The organism is Vreelandella sp. H-I2 (assembly GCF_052959335.1).
Map to the genome: position 1 here is coordinate 127,787 of NZ_JBRAMC010000004.1, position 19,296 is coordinate 147,082.

A 19,296-nucleotide genomic window follows, 5' to 3' on the forward strand; every position below is an offset into this window, starting at 1 on the left:
CCTCTCAACGGTAAAGCAGCGTGGGCAGCCACAGCGAGATGGCCGGTATGAAAGTGACCAACAACAGCGCGATCACCAGCGGCACCAGAAACGGCAGCGTGCCGCGCATGCACTTCTCGAAAGAGATGCCGGAGACCCGTGACAGCACATAAAGCACCATCCCCACTGGTGGAGTTAACAAACCAATCATCAGGTTGAGCACCATGATCACACCGAAGTGAACCGGATCGACACCGGCAGTGACCGCTACGGGCAATAACACCGGCACCAAGATGGTGATCGCCGCGATGGTCTCCATAAAGCAGCCCACCACAATCAGCACCAAATTTATGATAATCAGCGTGGCGATTGGGTTGTCAGCGAATGGCCCGAGCAGAGTCACCACGTGTTGCGTGACCTGATTGCTGGTGAGTATCCAGGCAAATATCGAGGCACCGGCAACGATGAGCAGGATGACCGCCGTGGTCTCGATGGTTTCCATGCTGACCTTGAGCAAGCGGCGCCAAGTCAGGCTTCGATAGACGACGCCTCCCAATACCAACGCATACACCACCGCAGCGATGGCCGCTTCTGTGGGTGTAAAGGCACCACTCATGATACCGCCGACGATAATGACCGGGGTTAGAAGCGATAGAAAGGCACGCTTGAAGGTGTAGCCGAGCACTGGAAGTGAGAACACCGCGTCACGGGTGTAACCGCGCCGCCGAGAAATGATCGTGATCATTGCCATCAGCACTAGGCCCATCAATAGACCAGGCACCAAGCCTGCAACAAACAGCTGCCCCACTGAAACCGACGCCATAACGCCGTATATCACCATCGGCAGGCTAGGCGGAATGATGGGGCCGATAGTCGAAGACGCCGCGGTGATACCGACCGAAAACTCTTCGTCGTAACCAGCATCCTTCATGGCTTTGATTTCGATGGTACCAAGCCCACCAGCATCGGCTACCGCTGCGCCAGACATACCGGAAAAGACAATACTAGCGCCCACGTTGACGTGACCAAGACCGCCGCGCATCCATCCCATCAACGCCTTGGCAAAATCGAAGATGCGCGAGGTAATGCCGCCGTTGTTCATCAGGTTACCGGCAAGAATGAAGAACGGAATCGCCAGCAGCGGAAAACTATCGATACCATTAATCATACGGTGCACTACCACGACATCGGGCACTCTGCCGGTCAGCAGTATGTAGAGCAGGCATGAACCAGCGAGGCTAATGGCAATAGGCACCCCCATTACCAATAGCGTGAACAGCGCCGCGAACAGAAACAGTAGATAGTGTTGTGTCACGGCCAGCGCTATGCAGCCAAGTATCGCGACCGCCGCGATCAGCGGCGCAACCATGGCGCCACTGCGCCGCATGGACAAAATGTTGGGCATGGGTGTGATCTCCGGGAGACTATCGTTTTGACGATTTATTCTTGGCTGATTTATTCTTGGCTATTAAGCAGCTCATGAGATCCCGTGCGCCAGTGTCGAATCGCTACCTGAACACCTCTCACCAGCATCAAGATGAAGCCCAACATAACCAGGTAGTAGAGCCAGCTTTTAGGAATGTCCACCGACACCATCATCGCACTGGTACGATCGGCCAGCTTGAAGGTGATCCAGATCATGATGGAGAAAAAGGCGATATTAATCAGATCCACTAGCGTCGCCATCAACCGCCCAAGCCACATCGGCATGTAGCGATAGAAGAATTCCACGGCAATGTGCGACCCCTTGCGCACGGCCATGGTGCTACCCAGAAAGCCCACCATCACTAGCAGGTAGCGCGCCATCTCTTCAGTCCAGGCGATGGAGTTGCCGAGCACATAGCGACTGAAGAACTGTAGAAAGACATCCAGAGCGAGAAGCCAGAAAATTCCCAGCGTTAGGAAATCCTCAATGGCGTACTCATGGATATCGAAGGAGTCGTCGTCGAGGCCAGCGAAGCTGATCTCGTTAGTGGCATCGTGTTGGTTCATAGAAGGTTCCCAGTCGCCCCACCCAAACTGAGGGTGGGGCGAGTCGTGGCCTACGAAAGCAGCGTCAGGATAAGAAGAGGCCTTAGAAGGACCGGCCTCCCAGCGTTATTGTCCGATGGCCTGCAGGCGATCATAGGTTTCCTGGTCCCAGGTCGCGGCCTCGCCGTTATGGGCAGGTATTGTGGCCTCGCGGAAGGGTTCAATATCCACTTCATTGACCGTCACGCCCTGTTCTTCGAACCAAGCCACCAACTCCTCCTCGGATGCCAGGATATCCTGGGTGATACGCTCGCCAGCTTCGGTGTAGACCTCACGGAAAATCTCGCGGTCTTCTTCAGAGAGCCGATTCCATAGCGGCCCACCGGCGATGGTGATCAACGAATCGGTGATGTGCCCGGTCAGGTTGATATAGTCCTGCACCTCATGAAACGCCTTGGCGCGAATGGTCGGCAGCGGATTCTCTTGGGCATCCACCACACCTTGCTGCAGTGCCAGATAGACTTCGGAGAAAGCGATCGGTGTTGGGTTGGCCCCCACCGCTTCGGGGAACATCATGTACATCGGCGCGTTCGGTGTACGGATTTTCAGGTCCTGCATATCCTCCGGCGTATTGATCGGTTCGTTGGAGGTCACGTGGCGACGACCATAGTAATTCATGGCTAGCGGTACGTTACCGGTTTCATCCTGGTAGCCCTGGGCGATTTCCTCGAACAGATCACTGTCCGCGTAGGCCTGCCAATGATCAAAATCACGGAACATATAAGGCGCGCCAGCGATGCCTACCGGGCCGTAGAAACGACCGGCGAATTGGTTGCCGGTGTAGATCAGATCAACCGTGCCAAGTTGCAGACCTTCGTTAATATCCGACTCCTTACCCAGCGACGATGCCGCGTGAACACTGATTGAGTAACGGCCGTCGGTACGTTCCTCAATTTCATCTGCTGCCCACAGTGCCCATTCATGGTAGGGCTCAGACGTCTCGTAGACGTGAGCGAAGTTGAGTTCTTCTTGCGCATGCACAGCACCAGTCACTGAGAGACCGCCAGCGATAAGTGTGGCAGTCAGCAGGTAAGGCATATTGCGGTGGTGTTGGCGTTTATGGCTCATCGTATACTCCTCACAACCATTGGATTTGTTGTTGGTTTTTGTGATTTTCTGCGGTTTATTGTGATGTATTGGTTATTATGTAAGCGGCGACAACCAGCATAACTTATCGTCTAGCTGTATACGTGTCATACCACCTGTTTCAAACCTAGCTGGTCGCCTGCTATCGCGCAACCATCAGATAACGATTTTCAAGCGTTCTTATTCACTTCCAGCCGTTAGCTTTGCCTGCTGATGCAGACGCACTAGCAGTTGAGGGTCGCCAAAGCCTCCCGCTTTGGTCATCACGCGCTGTCGCTTGTCACCGTTCACATACCCCAGCGCCACCCCAGACGACCACTCTGTTTCAACGCAGATATAACTCGCGCCTAGCTGAGAGAGCACCGCCATAGCGATATCCCCACCGGTTAAAAACAGCAAACTCTCCTCGTACTTCTTCCAAGTGGCGGTAATCGACGCCACCTGGGCGGCCATCGCGTCAGCCACTTCACTCGCCGTTCGCTCTGTTGCATGGCAGCTTGGCACGACCACACAGGCACTTAACGCGTGGGTTCCGTAGGGTTTATCAGCACACGCTATAACGGCTAAATCGGGTGCGCATTGGCGTAACTGCTGGAGCTGTTCCGCAGCGCGAGAACTTCTCGACCCCACCGCATAGAGCACTTTATTAACACTGAGAAGTGAGCGAAACAGCGCACCGGGAGGCCCGAAGCAGCCTTGAGCAATAGCTGCCGCCAGCCCCGCCGCACCGGCCATGGCACGGCTTCTGCCGGTATTGAGGAGGCCATAAATTGCCGCGAGTTCCTCGTCACTTTCGGCATCGGCGATGCAGTCTGCGCTGGGAAGCGGTGTTATCTGCCCTGGCCGATAGCGCTGCAGGGGCAAGCCGTTGGCGGCAAAAGCTTGATCAATAGGACCTATCATTGGCGCTGAGCGAGCATCGTGCTGGTAATCCGTTTCAGCCAGCCGATGTCCCTCGACCCACACCTCCGCATTGCTAACGACCCTTCCCTGAGCCGGCACCGCAGGTGCCAGTAGCAAGGGTAAACCAAGCGCTTTACGCAACGCCCGGCACTCGGCAATGACCTGGCCACGCAGGGTCGAATCGACCTTCTTGAACCATTGCCTCGGGGCCGCTTGCGTCAACAGCCGAGCCGCTTCGCTTACCCGCAACGCGGCTTGCTCGGCCTGCAAGTGACGGGATTCGGTACTGACGGCAATGACCTCTGGCCACTGCCCTTGCCACTTTTCAAGCGTCTCCGCTAATGCCTCCAGACTGATCACTACTCGGGCGTCTGCCCCGCGAGCAGCAAAGGGCGCAGCAGCATCCAGCGCTCCTGACAGGTCGTCGGCAATAATCGCCACCTGACAGCCACTCATGAAACAGCGCCACTGGCTAACCGACGGGCATAGGCAATCGCGGACGCCATATTGGTGGCATCGGCCTTGCCCTGCCAGGCAATGTCGAAGGCGGTGCCATGATCCACGGAGGTACGTTGAAGCGGCAGCCCAAGGCTGACATTTACCGTGGTGTCGAAGGCGATCAGCTTGACAGGGATGTGGCCTTGGTCGTGATACTGGGCAACCACTAAATCGAACTCGCCTTGCGAGGCGCGGTAAAACACCGTATCCGCCGAGATGGGCCCACTCACAGCAAAGCCACGCTGGCGTAATCGTTCCACCGCCGGGGCGATACAGCGGCTATCCTCGTCGCCGAAAATCCCGCCTTCGCCGCAGTGCGGGTTGAGCCCGGCCACCGCGATACGCGGTTCACGCATGCCAAGCGCGACCAAGTGCGCATGCCCCGCTTCAACGGTGGCAATAATGCGCTCAGGCGTTACGCGATCAATCGCTTCACGCAGCGAAACATGGGTCGAGACATGCAGTGTTGAGAGTGTTTCCGATGCCAATAACATGAACGATGAGGGCGCGCCAGTAAGCGAGGCCAGCATGCCGGTATGGCCATCGTAATGGTGTCCGGCCTCATGCAGCGCTGCTTTATTAAGCGGCGCGGTGACGATTACCTGGGCCCGCTCCGCCTGTACCAGCTCAACGGCTTTCTGAACACAGCGAAACGCCATATCCCCGGCACTGGCGCTGATTTGGCCATCGGGAATTTCGACTCCCGGCGGTACTTTCACCTCGGCAACCGCCACGCTGCCTTCCTCGTGCTCAGCTTGCTCAAGGGCTGCAAACGCCAGGTCGGCGCCAATACTGGCGGTCGCGCGGCGGAATATAGCAGGATCTCCTACCACCAGCGCAGAGGCACGCTCGGCTGCCGACATAGCATTCAAAGCACGACAAATGATCTCCGGGCCGATGCCTGCAGGATCGCCCATGGTGATCGCAATTTCATAGCGCTTATGTCGGTTAGAAGTCGGGTGAGAGATTTTCATGGCATTAGCTGCCCGCCGTTAACCTCAATGATCTGACCTGTGACGTAGCCACTTAATGCATCAGTGCCAAGGAAGACATAGGCGCCGACGCATTCCTCCGCTGTACCTAAGCGCCCCATGGGTATCGAGGCACAAGCGGCAGTTAAATGTGCTTCGTTTGAATGCCGCACATGGAAGTCGGTCGCAATGGTGCCCGGCGCCACGGCATTGACGCGTATATTATCGCCCGCCAGTTCTTTGGCCATATTGCGCGTCACCGTACTCACAAAGCCTTTCGCCGAGGCGTATAACCCACCCCCTGCTCCCCCACCGTTGCGTGCGGCGATTGAGGTGGTGTGAATAATATTACCGCTTCCCCCACGGCGGAAATGGGGTAGCGCCGCTCGGCTGGCCATAATCACCGAACGCACATTGAGATCCATGACCCGGTCGTACTGGTCATCATCCATCGCATCCAGTCCAACCCGCCCCAACATGTCACCAGCGTTATTGATCAACAGGTCCAAACCGCCCAGGCGTTCGGCAGCCTCATCGACCAGACGTCGGGTCTCATTGGAATGACTGACGTCTGCTTTCAAAGTGAACGCCTCTCCACCGACATCACGAACGGCCTGAGCCACCGCTTCGGCGAGCGCTTCACTATTGTAATAGTGCACCGCCACATGAGCGCCCAGCGCGCCCAGTTGCTTAGCAACCGACGCACCGATTCCTCGGCTGGCACCGGTAATAAGCACTCGCTTTCCTTTCCACTCGTCTAACATGCAACACTCCTTAACGTTTTTTGTTGTTGAAGCCCGAGGCAAAACTACGCACGACTTTGCCGCTTTAACTATCGACCCGAAATAGCGCAGTGCGCTAGAGTGAGCATAGAACTGGCATACCTGTCATACAACAGCATATCCATAACATGATAGGCGATGACGCACCAATCGCTAGCTGAACATCATTTGTTAACAACTACTGTGAACGACTACCGGAGACGCACGTGCAACCACTTTCTCTGACGGACACGCTTCCCGCTGACTTGGATAAAGCGCTACTGGTGGGCCGCGTATGGCTGGAAGGCCCGCACCCCGGGCCTGCGCTGATTACCGTGCAAAACGGCCAAGTGTTCGACATCACCGCCTTTGGCCCGACCATGGCTGACCTGCTGGAACGCGACGATGTGCAGGAGGTGGTAAGGCGTGCAGAAGGCCCTAACCTGGGTAGTATCGAGGCATTGCTGGCAAACTCGCAGTTGCCCCAGCCACAGGCACCCTACCTGCTCGCCCCCTGCGACGTGCAGGCTATTAAGGCGTGCGGAGTGACCTTTGCCGTTAGCCTGTTAGAGCGTGTGATCGAAGAGCAAGCGGGCGGCGATCCGGCTCGTGCCGCCGCCCTGCGTGATGATTTTCAAGCCCTGATTGGCAGCGACCTTTCCAAAATCAAGCCCGGCTCTGACGAAGCGATGTCGCTTAAAAAAGCGCTTCAGGCACGTGGCGGCTGGTCACAATATATGGAAGTCGGCATCGGTCCCGATGCGGAGGTGTTTACCAAAGCCCAGCCGCTGTCATCGGTGGGCTTTGGCACGCCAGTGGGCTTGCACCCCTCCTCACAGTGGAACAACCCCGAGCCGGAAATTGTTCTGGCGGTAGACAGCCGCGGCCAGGTGCGCGGCGCAACGCTGGGAAACGACGTTAATCTACGTGATGTTGAGGGGCGCAGTGCTCTGTTGCTCGGCAAGGCAAAAGATAACAACGCCTCCTGCTCACTTGGCCCGTTCATCCGCCTGTTTGATGACCACTTTGACATCGAGAGCGTGCGCAACTGCCAAGTATCGCTGCGCATTGAAGGCGAGAATGACAACTTCCTGCTCCAAGGCGAAAGCGACATGCGCGAGATCAGCCGCGACCCGCTGGATTTGGTGCACCAGACCATCGGCGACCACCATCAATATCCCGACGGTTTTATGTTGTTTCTTGGCACCATGTTCTCACCCATTCAGGATCGCGACGGTATGGGCCAGGGCTTCACCCACCATCTCGGTGATCGCGTCACCATCGCCACGCCAGCGCTCGGCGCTTTGGTCAATCGGGTAGGCAGAAGCGACCAGTTGCCGCCCTGGACCTACGGTATTCGTGACTTGATGCGCCATTTAGCCCGGCGCTGATTCTAACCAGCAATACGCCACTCATCGCACCGCCAAGAGAGCACCATGACAACGATAACTCGCGTCGAAATTCAGGACATCCGCTTCCCCACCTCGCGCTCGCTGGATGGTTCGGATGCCATGAATGCTGCGCCGGACTACTCCGCCGCTTACGTCATCCTGCATACCGATGACGGTAGCCCCGAGGGGCACGGATTAACCTTTACGATCGGACGCGGCAACGAGATTGTGGTCACCGCCATCCGGTCGCTGGCGCCACTGATTGAGGGTCGCTCGCTGACATCTATCACCGACAACATGGGCACGTTCTGGCGGGAAATGACCGGTGATAGCCAGCTCCGCTGGATTGGCCCCGATAAAGGCGCGATTCACCTAGCCACCGCCGCCATCGTCAACGCCGTATGGGATATGTGGGCAAAAAACGAAGGCAAGCCGGTGTGGAAATTGCTGGTGGATATGACGCCCGAACAGCTGGTGCGCTGCCTTGATTTCCGCTTCGTCACCGATGCGCTAACCCCGGAAGAGGCGATTTGCCTGCTGCGCCGCCAGGCCCCCGGCAAAGCAGCCCGGGAAGCCGAAATGCGTAGTGACGGCTATCCCGCCTACACCACTTCTGCAGGCTGGTTGGGTTATAGCGACGAGAAAGTGCGCCGGTTGGCCCAGGAATCCCTTGCCGAAGGCTGGACCCACTTTAAGCAAAAGATTGGCGACGACACCGAAGAAGATGCCCGCCGTGCGGCGCTGCTGCGCGAGGAGATCGGCTGGGACAACGTGCTGATGATGGACGCCAACCAAGTGTGGGAAGTCGACGAGACGATCACCAAAATGCGCCGACTGGCTGAGTTCGATCCGCTGTGGATTGAAGAGCCCACCAGCCCTGACGATATTCTCGGCCACGCCGAAATTCGCCACCGCGTTGCGCCGATTGGCGTCGCCACTGGCGAGCACTGCCAGAACAAAGTGATGTTTAAGCAGTTCTTCCAGGCGGATGCCATCGACTATTGCCAGCTCGATGCGGCGCGTTTGGGCGGGCTTAATGAAGTCATTTTGGTGGTGCTGATGGCGGCCAAGTTCGGCGTGCCTATTTGCCCCCATGGCGGCGGCGTCGGGCTATGCGAGTACACCCAGCATATCTCCCTGTTCGACTATATTGCAGTATCCGGCAGCCTTGAGGGGCGCGTATTGGAATACGTCGACCATCTTCATGAACACTTTATCGACCCGGTCGTGATACACCGTGGCCGCTACCAAGTCCCTGACGCGCCGGGTTACAGTATTGCCATGTACCCAGAGTCCCAAGTACAGCACCGCTTCCCGGAAGGTGCTGCTTGGCAGGAAGAGGCCTAATGACAGACACCATTTCCTTTTTAAATGCGTTAACCAGCCTGCTCGGTGAGCGCGGGCTCATCCGTGAGCCCGACGCCATGGCACGTTACACCAGTGACTGGGCGGGCGATACGCTGGGCATGCCGCTAGCCGTGGCACGGCCAGCGAATACGCAAGAAGTCGCCGAAGTTGCCAAGCACTGCTATGAGAATGGTATCGCGATGACCCCCCAGGGCGGCCATAGCGGTTTGGTGGCAGGCGCCTTGCCCGCTGCACACGGCCAGGAATTGGTCATCAGCCTGGAACGCTTGAATAACGTACGCGCCATTGACCCGATTAATTTCACTATGACGGTAGACGCCGGCTGCATCCTTGAGAACGTCAAGCTGGCCGCAGCCGAGCAGGACTGCGATTTTCCACTATCGTTAGGCGCCCAGGGCAGTTGCCAGATCGGCGGCAATATTGCCACCAATGCGGGCGGGCTTAACGTGCTGCGCTACGGCATGATGCGCGAACTGGTGCTGGGCCTTGAAGTGGTGCTCCCCGACGGGCGCATCTGGGAAAGCCTTAATGCATTGCATAAAGACAACCGTGGCTACGATCTTCAACAGCTATTTCTGGGCAGTGAAGGCACTTTGGGCATTGTCACCGGCGCCGTACTCAAACTTTCACCGCGGCCTACCCAAAACCGCACTGCGCTGCTGGGTCTGCCCTCCGTTCAGGCGGTGATTGATCTATATAGTTTGGCGCGACGCGACTGTTGCGACTTACTGACGGCCTTCGAGCTGATCCCCCGCCGCTGCATTGAACTGGCGATCGAAGCGACTCCCGAGCTAAGCGACCCATTGGATAGCGCCTACCCCTGGTACGTGCTGATGGAGGTAGCGGCGACAGGACCGGTAGATTTGGGTTCAATGTTGGAACAACTGCTGGAAACCGGCATGGAACGTGAACTGGTGCTGGATGGTGCGCTGGCGTCGAGCGACACCCAGTCGGCCCAGCTGTGGCAGTTCCGCGAGAGCATGCTGGAGGGCCAACGGCGGCGCGGCGAGCATTTGCGCACCGATATCTCGGTGCCCATCTCATCGCTTCCCGACTTCGTCAGCCGGGCCAGTGACGTCGTTATGGCGGCGTCACCTGAGTGCGAGATCATTGCCTACGGACACGTGGGCGACGGCAATCTGCACTTCAATATTCTGCCGCCCCTATCCATGGCAGATAGCGATAAGAAAGCCCACCTGCACGACCTGGAGGAGCGGCTGTTTGAGGTGCTTGACGACGTCAACGGCAGCATCAGCGCCGAGCACGGCATTGGCCGTAAAAAGCAAGCGCCTTACCTAGCGCGGCTCTCACCAATTGAGCGGGAACTGATCAGTGGCGTTAAAGCGCTGTTCGACCCCAAGGGGCTGATGAATCCAGGCAGGATATTGCCTGCAAAGGAGCAGTAGTAGCAACGCCCATCTGCCCCGCGGGAACAACCTGCGGGGCTTCTACATCAGGCAACTATTTAGCTCAATAGCCCATGACGTCCGGCAGCCATGTAGCCAGCCCCGGCAGGGCGATCAACAGCAAAATGGTCGCAATGATCGGCAGCAGGAACGGCAAGATGGCAGTGACTACCTGGCCGTAGCGTAGCCGAGTAATACCCACCATCAGGAACAGCACCGTGCCGAACGGTGGCGTAATCACCCCTACCGATAGCGTGATGACCATCACAATACCGAAATGCACGGGGTCTAACCCGGCGCTGAGCGCCGCTGGCACCACAATCGGCGTAAAAATCAGAATGCTTTCGATCACCGACATAAAGCAGCCGATCAGCAGGAAAAACAGCGCAAAGCAGAGCAGTAGCGCAAACATCGGCATATCGATGCTGGCGACCTGGCCCGCTAACGCCTGAGGAATGCCCATGCGTACCAGTATCCAGCCATAGAAGCTGGAGACCGCGATAATCAGCAGAATGACCGCACTGAACATCAGGGTGCGGCGAAAGGCGTTGAAGAGGTCCCGCCAATTCAAGTCACGATACACTAGGCCGCCCAGAATCACTGCGTAAAGGGACGCAATGGCACCAGCTTCCGTGGGAGTGAAGAAGCCACCCCAGATACCGCCAACGATAATCGCTGGCATCATCAGCGGCAGAATAGCGCGCTTGCCGGTACGGACGACTTCGCAGGCGTCGAAAGGCGTGGGTTTAGGCATCACCACCCGGCCACTAGCAGATAACAATACGGTCATGCCCATTAGCAGCAGCGCCATCAAAATACCCGGCAGCAGCCCCGCCATGAACAGCCCGCCAATACTCACATTGGCCAGCCAGCCGTAAACAACCAAGGCAATGCTGGGCGGCAGAATTGGCCCGATCACGCTGGACGCGGCAGTGATGCCGGTTGAGTAGCCCAACTCGTAGCCACGCTCTTTCATGGCCTTGATTTCGATACTGCCAAGCCCGGCGGCATCGGCCACAGCGGTACCCGACATCGTCGCAAAAATGGAGCTTGCCACCACGTTGGCGTGGCCGAGGCCACCCTTGGTAAACCCCACCAGCGCGGTAGCGAAATCAAAAATCCGCGTGGTGGTGGAGCCAATATTCATAATATTGGCGGCCAGAATGAACAACGGAATCGCCAGCAGCGTAAAGTTATTGAGGGTTTGCACCATCCGCAGCGGGAGCAACTCGACGGGTAGCCCGCCGGTGCCGGTCGCCACCAGGGCGATAAAGGAGGTCACGCCAATGGCGACCACCACGGGCAAGCCAATGGCCATCAGTACTAACAGGCCACCGACGAAAATCAGTAGTTCGTTCATGGTTGAGAGGCCTCCTCTTCATGGGGCGCTTCCAACCACACCACCGGGCCGCGCAGCGTTTGCCAAAAGGCAATTAGCGCCATGCCCACAAAGCTGAAAAAGAGGCCGTAATAAAGGTAGCTGAAACTGATACTTAGCGAAACGGTTTTATTGTTGGCACTCATGTCCGACATGATCCAAGCCCCCCAGGCGGCCAGCGCAAAAAAGCCGCAGGAGATCAGCGCGGTGAGCCGATACTGGATATTCTTACCCAGCCCGGAAAGCTTATGGCTAAACAAGTCGACCACCAGATGCTCGCTGCGTACCCAGGCGGATAGCGACCCGAAGCCAATCGCGTAAATTGCCAGCATGGACGCCACTTCTTCGGTCCAGGGCATCCCCAGCCCCAGCAGGTCGCGGGCAATCACGGCCGCCACGATCAGCAGCAGAATGGCGGCCATCAGCGCCACGCCCACCCCATCGCACAGGCGTGTAACGCCGCGCAGCGTATAGAAAGCAATTCGATCCGGCCCCTTGTTGGGCGCTACCGCGTCTTCCACAGGAGAACTCCTTACCCTGACGTCTTCTTGGTCGTAAATGAAAATTTATTGGCCATGAAAGCTTACGTGACAGGAAAAACAACGACGGCCCAATGGGCCGCCGCGATCTCTGTCCGTTTCGTGTTACTCGCTGTCGTTACCCAGCGCATCTTCACGAACGCCCTCGGCCATGTCAGCCATGACACGATCAATGGCCGGTAACGCTGCCTCGCGGAAAGGCGCCACATCCGGTTCAATGACGGTCATGCCTTCATCCTGCAGCGCTTGCAGATAGAAATCATCGAGTTCGCGTTCTTGCTCTGACCCATACTGGCGAGCCACCTCAATGGCCTCTTCGATCAGCGCTTGATCTTCCTCTTCTAAGCCATCCCACCAGCGAGCACTGGCCACCCAGCTCCACGGGAACTGTACGTGACTGGTCATGATCAGGTAGTCCTGTACTTCCCATAGGCGCCGGGTATAGGGGGATGATAGCGAGTTCTCGTGGCCATCGACCTGGCCCGTCTGCATGGCGAGATAAATCTCTGGCGCGGGCACGTTGACCACCTGAGCGCCAATCTCTTCCCACACTTCCAGCCATACCGGCAGTGAGGGCAGGCGCAGGCGGAAACCCTCCAGATCAGCCGGGGAGTGTATCTCCTTGTTAGCGGTCATGTGGCGGGGCCCGCGATGCTGCAAACCAAAATATTTCAGCCCGCCCTGGCTTTCGGCTTTCTCAACCAGCGCTTGGCCGGAAGGACTCTCCATATAGGCGTCGACTTCATCCCAGGTAGTGAACACGAAGGGCACCGTAATGGCGTCATATTCAGGCGCATACTGTTGGCGCCAGTTACCACCGGTCAGAGAGAGCTGGGTTTGGCCCAGGTTAAGCAGTTCCAACACGGCGTTTTCACCACCCAGCGAACCCGCCAAAAAAGGGCGCACTTCAAAGCGGCCGGGAGCTTGTTCCTCTAGATACTCCGCAAAGCGCTCTACCGCTGCGCTTTCTGAGCCGCCTTCGCTCATGGTGTTGTTGACTTGAATTTCGATAGGGTTCGCCAAGACGAACGGCGCCGTCGTTAGCATGCCTAGGGTAGCCAGCGTGGCAAGCAGTTGTTTCCGCATGGGATGACTCTCTACGGTTGTCGTTGTTGGGTGTGATGCTCGTTCGATCTTGAAACAAGCCGTCAATGGGCTCAAATCGACGTTCAAGAAGGCTGGCTTCGTCAAATACGATGGCTAGAAACGCTGCTATAGCGCGCTCTATTGGCTGACCGGTGCCGACCATACGACCAAAGATGAATACCTGTCCGCTATCAATGGCTCTTTAACTAGGCAGTCATGAGCCGCCACAATACCGTTGTGTCACGAAAGCTGAGGTTGCCGCTTTCACGAAGCGCGAAGCCACTGGCTCTCTTTTGCAGCTAGCCCTCGACTATATGCTGGGTAAGGTGATCGACCAAATGCCGGGCCGTCACGTGCAGTGAGGAATAGCGGCGCATGCCAATCACCAACTCGCGCTGAGCCCACGGGTCGCTGAGTGGAATGCTTTTGAGCTGCAGGTCGCCCAGGTCACGGTAGATAGTTTGCTCAGGCAGTACGCCAACGCCCATGCCGTGGTGAATCATCCGGCAAATAGCATCGAAACTGCGCACCTGTATACGCATACGCAGCGCTTTACCTGCCAGGGTCGCCTGCTCATACAGCAGCGATTGAAGCGAGGCATCCTGCTGCAAGCCTATAAAGTCGAAGGCCAATGCTTCATTAAAGGCGATGCTTTCACGCTCAGCCAGCGGGTGGTCAATGGGCGTCATCAGCACTAACCGATCCTGCCGGTAGGAGAGCTGTTGAAGGTCAGGGGCCGGCACATGTCCGGCGAAAATCCCGACATCGGTCAGGCCATCACGCACGGCAGCAATGATTTCGCTGCTGACCCGTTCCTGAAGGTCGATCTTGATTTCAGGGTAAAGGCGGGAAAAGGCGCTGAGATCCTGGGGGAGAAAGGCGATGATCGCCGAGGTATTGGAGTGGATACGCACATGACCGCGCACGCCTTCACCATACTCACTAAGCTCGGCATGAAGGCGCTCAATATTATCCAGAATACGCCGGGCATGGTGCAAGAACGCCTGGCCTGCGGGGGTCAGCTCAACGCCGCGAGGACGACGGTAAAGTAACGTGGTGCCTACCAGCGCCTCCAGATCACTGATCCGCTTGCTCACCGCGGCGAGCGCTAAATGCTCGCGCTCAGCGGCGGCGGTCAGGCGGCCCTCATCCGCTACGGAAATAAACAGCTTAAGAGTGACGAAATCGAAGCGGCGCATGACACATGACTCCCATAAGACAAGCGCATTATGCTAACGCACCCCTTCGCTAACCACGAACCCTTTGTTACCGATTGCCTAATTGTCGACCTAGGTCGGCTCACGCATGCTGAATATCAATGACGATAACGACAACTAGAGGAAAGCCTAGATGAACGCTACCGAAGCCCGCCAGCTTCCGCTAAAGGGCTTAAAAGTGCTTGAGCTTGGCCAACTGATAGCAGGGCCTTTCGCCACCAAACTGCTGGGGGAGTTCGGCGCCGACGTCATCAAGATCGAACCGCCCGGCACCGGCGACCCACTTCGCAAATGGCGAATGATAGAGGATGGCACCTCGCTGTGGTGGCATGTGCAAACCCGCAACAAGCGCTCGGTGGCGCTGGATTTAAGGAGCGAAGAGGGCCAGGCCTTGGTGCGAAAGCTCGCCACCGAGGCTGACGTGGTGGTGGAAAACTTCCGCCCCGGCACGCTGGACAACTGGGGGCTGGGCGGGGAAGCACTCTCTAAACTCAATCCACGGCTAATCATGGTGCATATTTCCGGCTATGGACAAACCGGCCCCTACCGCGACAAACCAGGTTTTGGCGTGATTGGCGAAGCCATGGGTGGGCTGCGTTATCTCACCGGCCAGCCGGGAGAGCCTTCGGTGCGCGTGGGTGTCAGTATAGGTGACTCGCTTTCCGCACTTTATGCCGTCATCGGTACGCTGCTGGCGCTTCAAGAGCGTAACCGCAGCGGCCTGGGCCAGGAGATCGACGTCGCGCTGTATGAGTCGGTGTTTGCGATGATGGAGAGCCTGTTGCCGGAATTCGATGCCAGCGGCCAGGTGCGCGAACCCAGCGGCAGTGCCCTGCCTGGCATTACGCCTTCCAACGCCTACCGCTGTAAAGGCGGTGATTACGTTCTGATTGCCGGTAATGGCGACAGTATCTTCAAGCGCTTGATGGGCGTGATAGGCCGTGATGATCTCGCCAACGACCCGGCCCTGGCCCATAACGATGGACGTAGCCAGCAAGCCGACATGATTGATGCCGCCATTCAAGCCTGGACCGCAGAGCGCCCAAGAGAAACCATTTTACAGGCCTTGGATGATGCCCGCGTGCCCGCAGGCTATCCCTACACGGCAGAAGACATCGCAGTTGATCCCCACTACCTGGCACGGGAGATGATTCAAGCGTTCACTCGCCCCAACGGCAAACCGCTAAAAGTGCCCGGCGTACTGCCCAAGCTAAGCGCTACCCCAGGCCGAATTGGCGACGGCGGCCCCACGCTTGGCCAGCATACCGACGACGTATTGGATGAGCTGGGTATTGATCACGAAACCCGCGCCAAGCTGCGACAAGCGGGCATTATTTGAGGACTGCACTATGCATAAGCCTATGAGCCAGCCAACGCCCTGCCCTGCAAAGATCGAAATCAACGAAGTCGCCCCCCGGGACGGCCTGCAGATTGAAGCGCGGTTTGTACCAACGGAAGAGAAGATCCGCTGGATCGATGCGCTCTCCACCACTGGTCTACGGCGCATTGAAGCATCGTCGTTCACTTCACCTAAAGCGATTCCCAATCTGCGTGACGCCGCTGATGTAGTGACCGGCATTCAGCGCCGGGAAGGGGTCGATATCACCGTATTGGTGCCTAACATCAAAGGCACCGAGCGGGCGCTTAAATGCCAAGTGGATGAGATCAATCTGGTGATGTCAGCCAGCAATAGCCATGGTCTGGCCAACCTGCGCATGACACCGGAACAGTCCCTTGAACAGTTCGCGGCAATTTTGGACGTTACTAAAGACAGCGGTGTGTTTATCAACGCCTCCCTCTCCACGACCTTTGGCTGCCCGTTTGAGGGCGAGGTTCCCGAAGTACGGGTACTGGAACTGGTCGAGAAGCTTATCAACTTGGGCATTCAGGGCGTTACGCTCTGTGATACCACCGGCATGGCCAACCCCGCCCAGGTCAAACGCCTGTGCGAAGCCGTGCTTGAGCGCTGGCCGCAAACGGCGTTTACGCTGCACTTTCACAATACTCGCGGCATGGGGCTGGCCAATGCGCTGGCGGCTTGGCAGGCGGGCATTACCCGTTTCGATGCCTCATTAGGCGGGCTGGGCGGCTGTCCCTTCGCCCCAGGGGCAACGGGCAACGTATGTACCGAAGACTTGGTGCATATGTTTGAAAGCATGGGCGTCGATACCGGCGTCGACCTGGATGCGCTACTGGATGTTGCCGCCACCCTCCCCGACCTTATCGGCCACGATGTGCCGGGGCAGGTGGTTAAGGCGGGCAAGTCGACCCGGCGTTATGCGATGCCATCACAGCAAGCGACATAACTTTGCCTTAGTCCCTTCACAATCACTCACCTTTACGCAGCCTCAGTTTTATTAACAGCAATGTTTACTGCATAAGTCCATCCTGATATGTTCAATGACAATCAATTCAACTTAGATGAATTGAGTTTGTTGGAACTGGCAAGTAGTTAAGCCAGCTTCTTTCTATCGGTTTAATTAGGACGATTATACCGCCATGGAACAAGCCAAGCTGGGTGACCAGGTTGCCTGCCCCTGCAGCGGTGGCCCTCACCGTATTGTTAGTGCGGCCTCCACCACCTTTGTTGACGGCCTGCCAGTCGCCCGTGTTGGTGACCGCAGCTCCTGCGGTGCCAGTATCGTCACCGGCCATGACTGGTACCCCATTGAAGGCGCCGCCGCAGCTATTCACGGTAGTAAAACCTCCTGCGGCGGGGTCGTTATTGCGGCCTCCACAGCTATCACCGGCCAGCCAAGGGGTGGCACAAACGCTTCATCACCTCCTGCTATTCAACCGCCGCGCTACAACCGTCGCGTAGTGTTTCGCGACGAATTTGGCTCCCCTCTTGCTCATGAACCCTATCAGTTGGTGCTAGAAGGTGGTGATACCAAAGAGGGGCTTACCAACGCCCAAGGTGAAGCGGAGCTTATGGATTCAGACATTGCCGCCGAGGTGGTCGATATTCTGATTAGGAGCAACTGAAATGGCCGAGTGGCAACGTATCGCACAAACAGTCACCACCCCAGCCACGCTGGATGATCCTTTTATCGTCACTGTGCCTTGCTTACATAAAGACCAAGCACCTGAGATCGCTGAGTGGATAGTTGAGGAAATTCAGGCCAACGTAGCATCCGAAGACGGCCAGCGCATAAAACGACAGAATGCCTACAGCACTCAAGAGGCAATGGCTCGCTGGCAACGGGAAGCCGAGTCTCTAAACAGTGTTCAGCGTCTTGCCCGTAACATGGCAAGGCCGAATTTTATGCAAATCGAACGGCATGCCCGCCGGGCTGCACTTGCTAGTTGGGCACGTCTCACGATGCCTGGAGGCGTGTGGGATCACAAACAATATTTTGACCCAGAGGTAGCCCCAGAAAGGGCTAGACAGTTTGCAACATTAGGGATAACGACTAGGCAATATCACCATAAATACCAAGGCTATGAGTATTTTTACGACATCTGGTCCAATATTCACTACGGTTATGTAGGCCGTTACATAGGATTTTCTGAAGACGCTTTACTAGACGGCGCTGGCCTTGCGCAGTACGCAAGCGATATTACAGAATTTAAATGGCCAGAAAACCGAAACGATACTAACGGATCAGGGCTTAGGCGCTTTGATGACGTTACTGACTATCTTTCGGTTCGCTTAGGTATATCAATGTTTGAGCGTTTTACTCCGCAAGAAATAACAGGATCTCTGCTGATGAATGAGATTACTCAGGTAGAGTATCCGGAGAAAGTGGGTTCCAAAATACCCCATACGTGCCAAGGCGTTAGGAGGAGGTTAGAGGGCGCAACAAATGCAAATAACCAGGGAGTAACAAACTAATGCGTTTCTACCGCCGAAAAATCGTCATCATACCGCTAGTTATCATCGTCAGTTTTCTTACCTGGCAAAGATATATTTATGGCGTAATGAATTATCAGCCTGACCCGAAGCTCACTGAGAGAGCTGAATTACTCTTCGATTTTATAGATAAAAACGACATATTAAAAATTATAGTAGAAAATGGAAAAGCCGAGGCTTATGTACGTGATGGCAGGTTTCGTGCCAAACCGGCAACACTAGAAAACCATATTCCTAGCGCGGCCATAAAGAGCATAGAAGACTCAAGCCTTAATATAAAAAATGCTAGTTTCACAAAGATTTGCGGATACTTTCCAGAGTGCTATTTTGAAGCTTTCTTCAGAATCAAAAGACCTTTTGAAGTCAAAGGTTTTCCTTTGTACACACCTTGGTGGTACCTTAGATATTCTCCGAATGGGGCATATTTTGAGGAAGGAGTAGTTTCTTCCTTATCGGACGCTCTTGAAAATCCCGAAGAGACTAGTCCTTTGCAAGATGGGTATTTATTTTGCGAAGCAACCGAATTAACGCACTGGTATCTATGCACTGGCAAATATCTTTAGCGATTTATTGTTCTGCGCTATGTTTTAGCAACTATCGATGTGGTACAGGAATAGTAAACACTAATACTGCTCTATCGCCGTAAATTCATCATAATACCGCTAGCACTCATTGCTAGCGTCCTTGCTTGGCTAGTCAATTTATAGGCTGTTGAGAGCTGCCAGCCTAGCATAAGGCAACCTAGGCACTAGCCGCAGTTGCTGATCAGATTCAAGCTTTTATGCAGTAAGAAGGCTTGGACTTTATTCAAAGAAACAATGGGTGTCCA

Annotated in this window: 18 protein-coding genes; 8 read left to right on the top strand and 10 right to left on the bottom strand. The window is 56.2% G+C overall.

Going from position 1 to position 19,296, the window contains the following annotated elements:
* Positions 1 to 4 precede the first annotated feature (4 nt).
* The 6 genes from ACUVOF_RS11375 to ACUVOF_RS11400 form a co-directional block, all read right to left on the bottom strand.
* The gene (locus ACUVOF_RS11375; RefSeq protein WP_113269409.1) at positions 5 to 1,384 is read right to left on the bottom strand and encodes a TRAP transporter large permease; all 1,380 of its coding nucleotides are present in this window, start codon (positions 1,382 to 1,384) and stop codon (positions 5 to 7) included.
* A 50-nt stretch (positions 1,385 to 1,434) separates the two neighbouring features.
* Positions 1,435 to 1,971: a TRAP transporter small permease gene (locus ACUVOF_RS11380; protein WP_113269408.1), complete on the bottom strand. Its 537-nt coding sequence runs from the start codon at positions 1,969 to 1,971 to the stop codon at positions 1,435 to 1,437.
* A gap of 105 nt (positions 1,972 to 2,076) precedes the next feature.
* Entirely contained in the window at positions 2,077 to 3,078 is a 1,002-nt protein-coding gene (locus ACUVOF_RS11385) for a sialic acid TRAP transporter substrate-binding protein SiaP (RefSeq protein WP_113269407.1), read from the bottom strand.
* Between the two features lie 198 nt (positions 3,079 to 3,276).
* A complete protein-coding gene (locus ACUVOF_RS11390) occupies positions 3,277 to 4,455 on the bottom strand; it encodes a four-carbon acid sugar kinase family protein (RefSeq protein ID WP_447044461.1) in 1,179 nt (392 codons plus the stop codon).
* The gene (pdxA, locus tag ACUVOF_RS11395) at positions 4,452 to 5,471 is read right to left on the bottom strand and encodes a 4-hydroxythreonine-4-phosphate dehydrogenase PdxA (RefSeq protein WP_447044462.1); all 1,020 of its coding nucleotides are present in this window, start codon (positions 5,469 to 5,471) and stop codon (positions 4,452 to 4,454) included. Before pdxA ends, ACUVOF_RS11390 begins: the two co-directional genes overlap by 4 nt.
* Positions 5,468 to 6,232 carry an SDR family NAD(P)-dependent oxidoreductase gene (locus tag ACUVOF_RS11400; protein WP_447044463.1) on the bottom strand — a complete coding sequence of 255 codons (765 nt, stop codon included), beginning with the start codon at positions 6,230 to 6,232 and terminating at the stop codon, positions 5,468 to 5,470. The genes pdxA and ACUVOF_RS11400 overlap by 4 nt, the downstream gene beginning before the upstream one ends.
* Before the next feature lie 224 nt (positions 6,233 to 6,456).
* On the opposite strand from ACUVOF_RS11400, the gene ACUVOF_RS11405 reads away from it, so the two are divergent.
* From ACUVOF_RS11405 to ACUVOF_RS11415, 3 genes are read left to right on the top strand one after another with little or no spacing between them, the layout of a single operon-like run.
* Positions 6,457 to 7,620: a fumarylacetoacetate hydrolase family protein gene (locus ACUVOF_RS11405; RefSeq protein WP_447044464.1), complete on the top strand. Its 1,164-nt coding sequence runs from the start codon at positions 6,457 to 6,459 to the stop codon at positions 7,618 to 7,620.
* A gap of 45 nt (positions 7,621 to 7,665) precedes the next feature.
* Entirely contained in the window at positions 7,666 to 8,967 is a 1,302-nt protein-coding gene (locus ACUVOF_RS11410) for an L-fuconate dehydratase (RefSeq protein WP_447044465.1), read from the top strand.
* The gene (locus ACUVOF_RS11415; protein ID WP_447044466.1) at positions 8,967 to 10,394 is read left to right on the top strand and encodes an FAD-binding oxidoreductase; all 1,428 of its coding nucleotides are present in this window, start codon (positions 8,967 to 8,969) and stop codon (positions 10,392 to 10,394) included. The genes ACUVOF_RS11410 and ACUVOF_RS11415 overlap by 1 nt, the downstream gene beginning before the upstream one ends.
* 64 nt (positions 10,395 to 10,458) lie before the next feature.
* Here the strand turns inward: ACUVOF_RS11415 and ACUVOF_RS11420 are convergent, their stop codons facing one another.
* The 4 genes from ACUVOF_RS11420 to ACUVOF_RS11435 form a co-directional block, all read right to left on the bottom strand.
* Positions 10,459 to 11,754, bottom strand: a complete 1,296-nt coding sequence (locus tag ACUVOF_RS11420; protein ID WP_447044468.1) for a TRAP transporter large permease — start codon at positions 11,752 to 11,754, stop codon at positions 10,459 to 10,461.
* Entirely contained in the window at positions 11,751 to 12,293 is a 543-nt protein-coding gene (locus ACUVOF_RS11425) for a TRAP transporter small permease (RefSeq protein ID WP_447044469.1), read from the bottom strand. Before ACUVOF_RS11425 ends, ACUVOF_RS11420 begins: the two co-directional genes overlap by 4 nt.
* A 123-nt stretch (positions 12,294 to 12,416) precedes the next feature.
* Positions 12,417 to 13,397 (bottom strand): TRAP transporter substrate-binding protein, encoded by a 981-nt coding sequence (locus ACUVOF_RS11430; protein WP_447044470.1) that lies wholly within the window; start codon positions 13,395 to 13,397, stop codon positions 12,417 to 12,419.
* A gap of 299 nt (positions 13,398 to 13,696) precedes the next feature.
* The gene (locus tag ACUVOF_RS11435; protein WP_447044471.1) at positions 13,697 to 14,596 is read right to left on the bottom strand and encodes a LysR family transcriptional regulator; all 900 of its coding nucleotides are present in this window, start codon (positions 14,594 to 14,596) and stop codon (positions 13,697 to 13,699) included.
* 151 nt (positions 14,597 to 14,747) lie between these two features.
* On the opposite strand from ACUVOF_RS11435, the gene ACUVOF_RS11440 reads away from it, so the two are divergent.
* The 5 genes from ACUVOF_RS11440 (at position 14,748) to ACUVOF_RS11460 (ending at position 19,030) form a co-directional block, all read left to right on the top strand.
* Positions 14,748 to 15,953, top strand: coding sequence for a CaiB/BaiF CoA transferase family protein (locus ACUVOF_RS11440; RefSeq protein WP_447044472.1), 1,206 nt, complete (start codon positions 14,748 to 14,750; stop codon positions 15,951 to 15,953).
* Positions 15,954 to 15,975: 22 nt separating this feature from the next.
* Positions 15,976 to 16,920: a hydroxymethylglutaryl-CoA lyase gene (locus ACUVOF_RS11445; RefSeq protein ID WP_447044805.1), complete on the top strand. Its 945-nt coding sequence runs from the start codon at positions 15,976 to 15,978 to the stop codon at positions 16,918 to 16,920.
* Positions 16,921 to 17,113: 193 nt separating this feature from the next.
* Positions 17,114 to 17,599 carry a PAAR domain-containing protein gene (locus tag ACUVOF_RS11450; protein ID WP_447044473.1) on the top strand — a complete coding sequence of 162 codons (486 nt, stop codon included), beginning with the start codon at positions 17,114 to 17,116 and terminating at the stop codon, positions 17,597 to 17,599.
* A gap of 1 nt (position 17,600) precedes the next feature.
* Positions 17,601 to 18,449 carry a polymorphic toxin type 44 domain-containing protein gene (locus ACUVOF_RS11455; RefSeq protein WP_447044474.1) on the top strand — a complete coding sequence of 283 codons (849 nt, stop codon included), beginning with the start codon at positions 17,601 to 17,603 and terminating at the stop codon, positions 18,447 to 18,449.
* The gene (locus tag ACUVOF_RS11460; RefSeq protein WP_447044475.1) at positions 18,449 to 19,030 is read left to right on the top strand and encodes a hypothetical protein; all 582 of its coding nucleotides are present in this window, start codon (positions 18,449 to 18,451) and stop codon (positions 19,028 to 19,030) included. The genes ACUVOF_RS11455 and ACUVOF_RS11460 overlap by 1 nt, the downstream gene beginning before the upstream one ends.
* Positions 19,031 to 19,296 lie beyond the last annotated feature (266 nt).

Coding starts and splice junctions, on each gene's coding strand:
- ACUVOF_RS11375 (WP_113269409.1), bottom strand. CDS start 1,384: ATGCCCAACATTTTGTCCATGCGGCGCAGTGGCGCCATGGTTGCGCCG.
- ACUVOF_RS11380 (WP_113269408.1), bottom strand. CDS start 1,971: ATGAACCAACACGATGCCACTAACGAGATCAGCTTCGCTGGCCTCGAC.
- ACUVOF_RS11385 (WP_113269407.1), bottom strand. CDS start 3,078: ATGAGCCATAAACGCCAACACCACCGCAATATGCCTTACCTGCTGACT.
- ACUVOF_RS11390 (WP_447044461.1), bottom strand. CDS start 4,455: ATGAGTGGCTGTCAGGTGGCGATTATTGCCGACGACCTGTCAGGAGCG.
- pdxA (WP_447044462.1), bottom strand. CDS start 5,471: ATGAAAATCTCTCACCCGACTTCTAACCGACATAAGCGCTATGAAATT.
- ACUVOF_RS11400 (WP_447044463.1), bottom strand. CDS start 6,232: ATGTTAGACGAGTGGAAAGGAAAGCGAGTGCTTATTACCGGTGCCAGC.
- ACUVOF_RS11410 (WP_447044465.1), top strand. CDS start 7,666: ATGACAACGATAACTCGCGTCGAAATTCAGGACATCCGCTTCCCCACC.
- ACUVOF_RS11415 (WP_447044466.1), top strand. CDS start 8,967: ATGACAGACACCATTTCCTTTTTAAATGCGTTAACCAGCCTGCTCGGT.
- ACUVOF_RS11420 (WP_447044468.1), bottom strand. CDS start 11,754: ATGAACGAACTACTGATTTTCGTCGGTGGCCTGTTAGTACTGATGGCC.
- ACUVOF_RS11430 (WP_447044470.1), bottom strand. CDS start 13,397: ATGCGGAAACAACTGCTTGCCACGCTGGCTACCCTAGGCATGCTAACG.
- ACUVOF_RS11435 (WP_447044471.1), bottom strand. CDS start 14,596: ATGCGCCGCTTCGATTTCGTCACTCTTAAGCTGTTTATTTCCGTAGCG.
- ACUVOF_RS11440 (WP_447044472.1), top strand. CDS start 14,748: ATGAACGCTACCGAAGCCCGCCAGCTTCCGCTAAAGGGCTTAAAAGTG.
- ACUVOF_RS11445 (WP_447044805.1), top strand. CDS start 15,976: ATGAGCCAGCCAACGCCCTGCCCTGCAAAGATCGAAATCAACGAAGTC.
- ACUVOF_RS11450 (WP_447044473.1), top strand. CDS start 17,114: ATGGAACAAGCCAAGCTGGGTGACCAGGTTGCCTGCCCCTGCAGCGGT.
- ACUVOF_RS11455 (WP_447044474.1), top strand. CDS start 17,601: ATGGCCGAGTGGCAACGTATCGCACAAACAGTCACCACCCCAGCCACG.
- ACUVOF_RS11460 (WP_447044475.1), top strand. CDS start 18,449: ATGCGTTTCTACCGCCGAAAAATCGTCATCATACCGCTAGTTATCATC.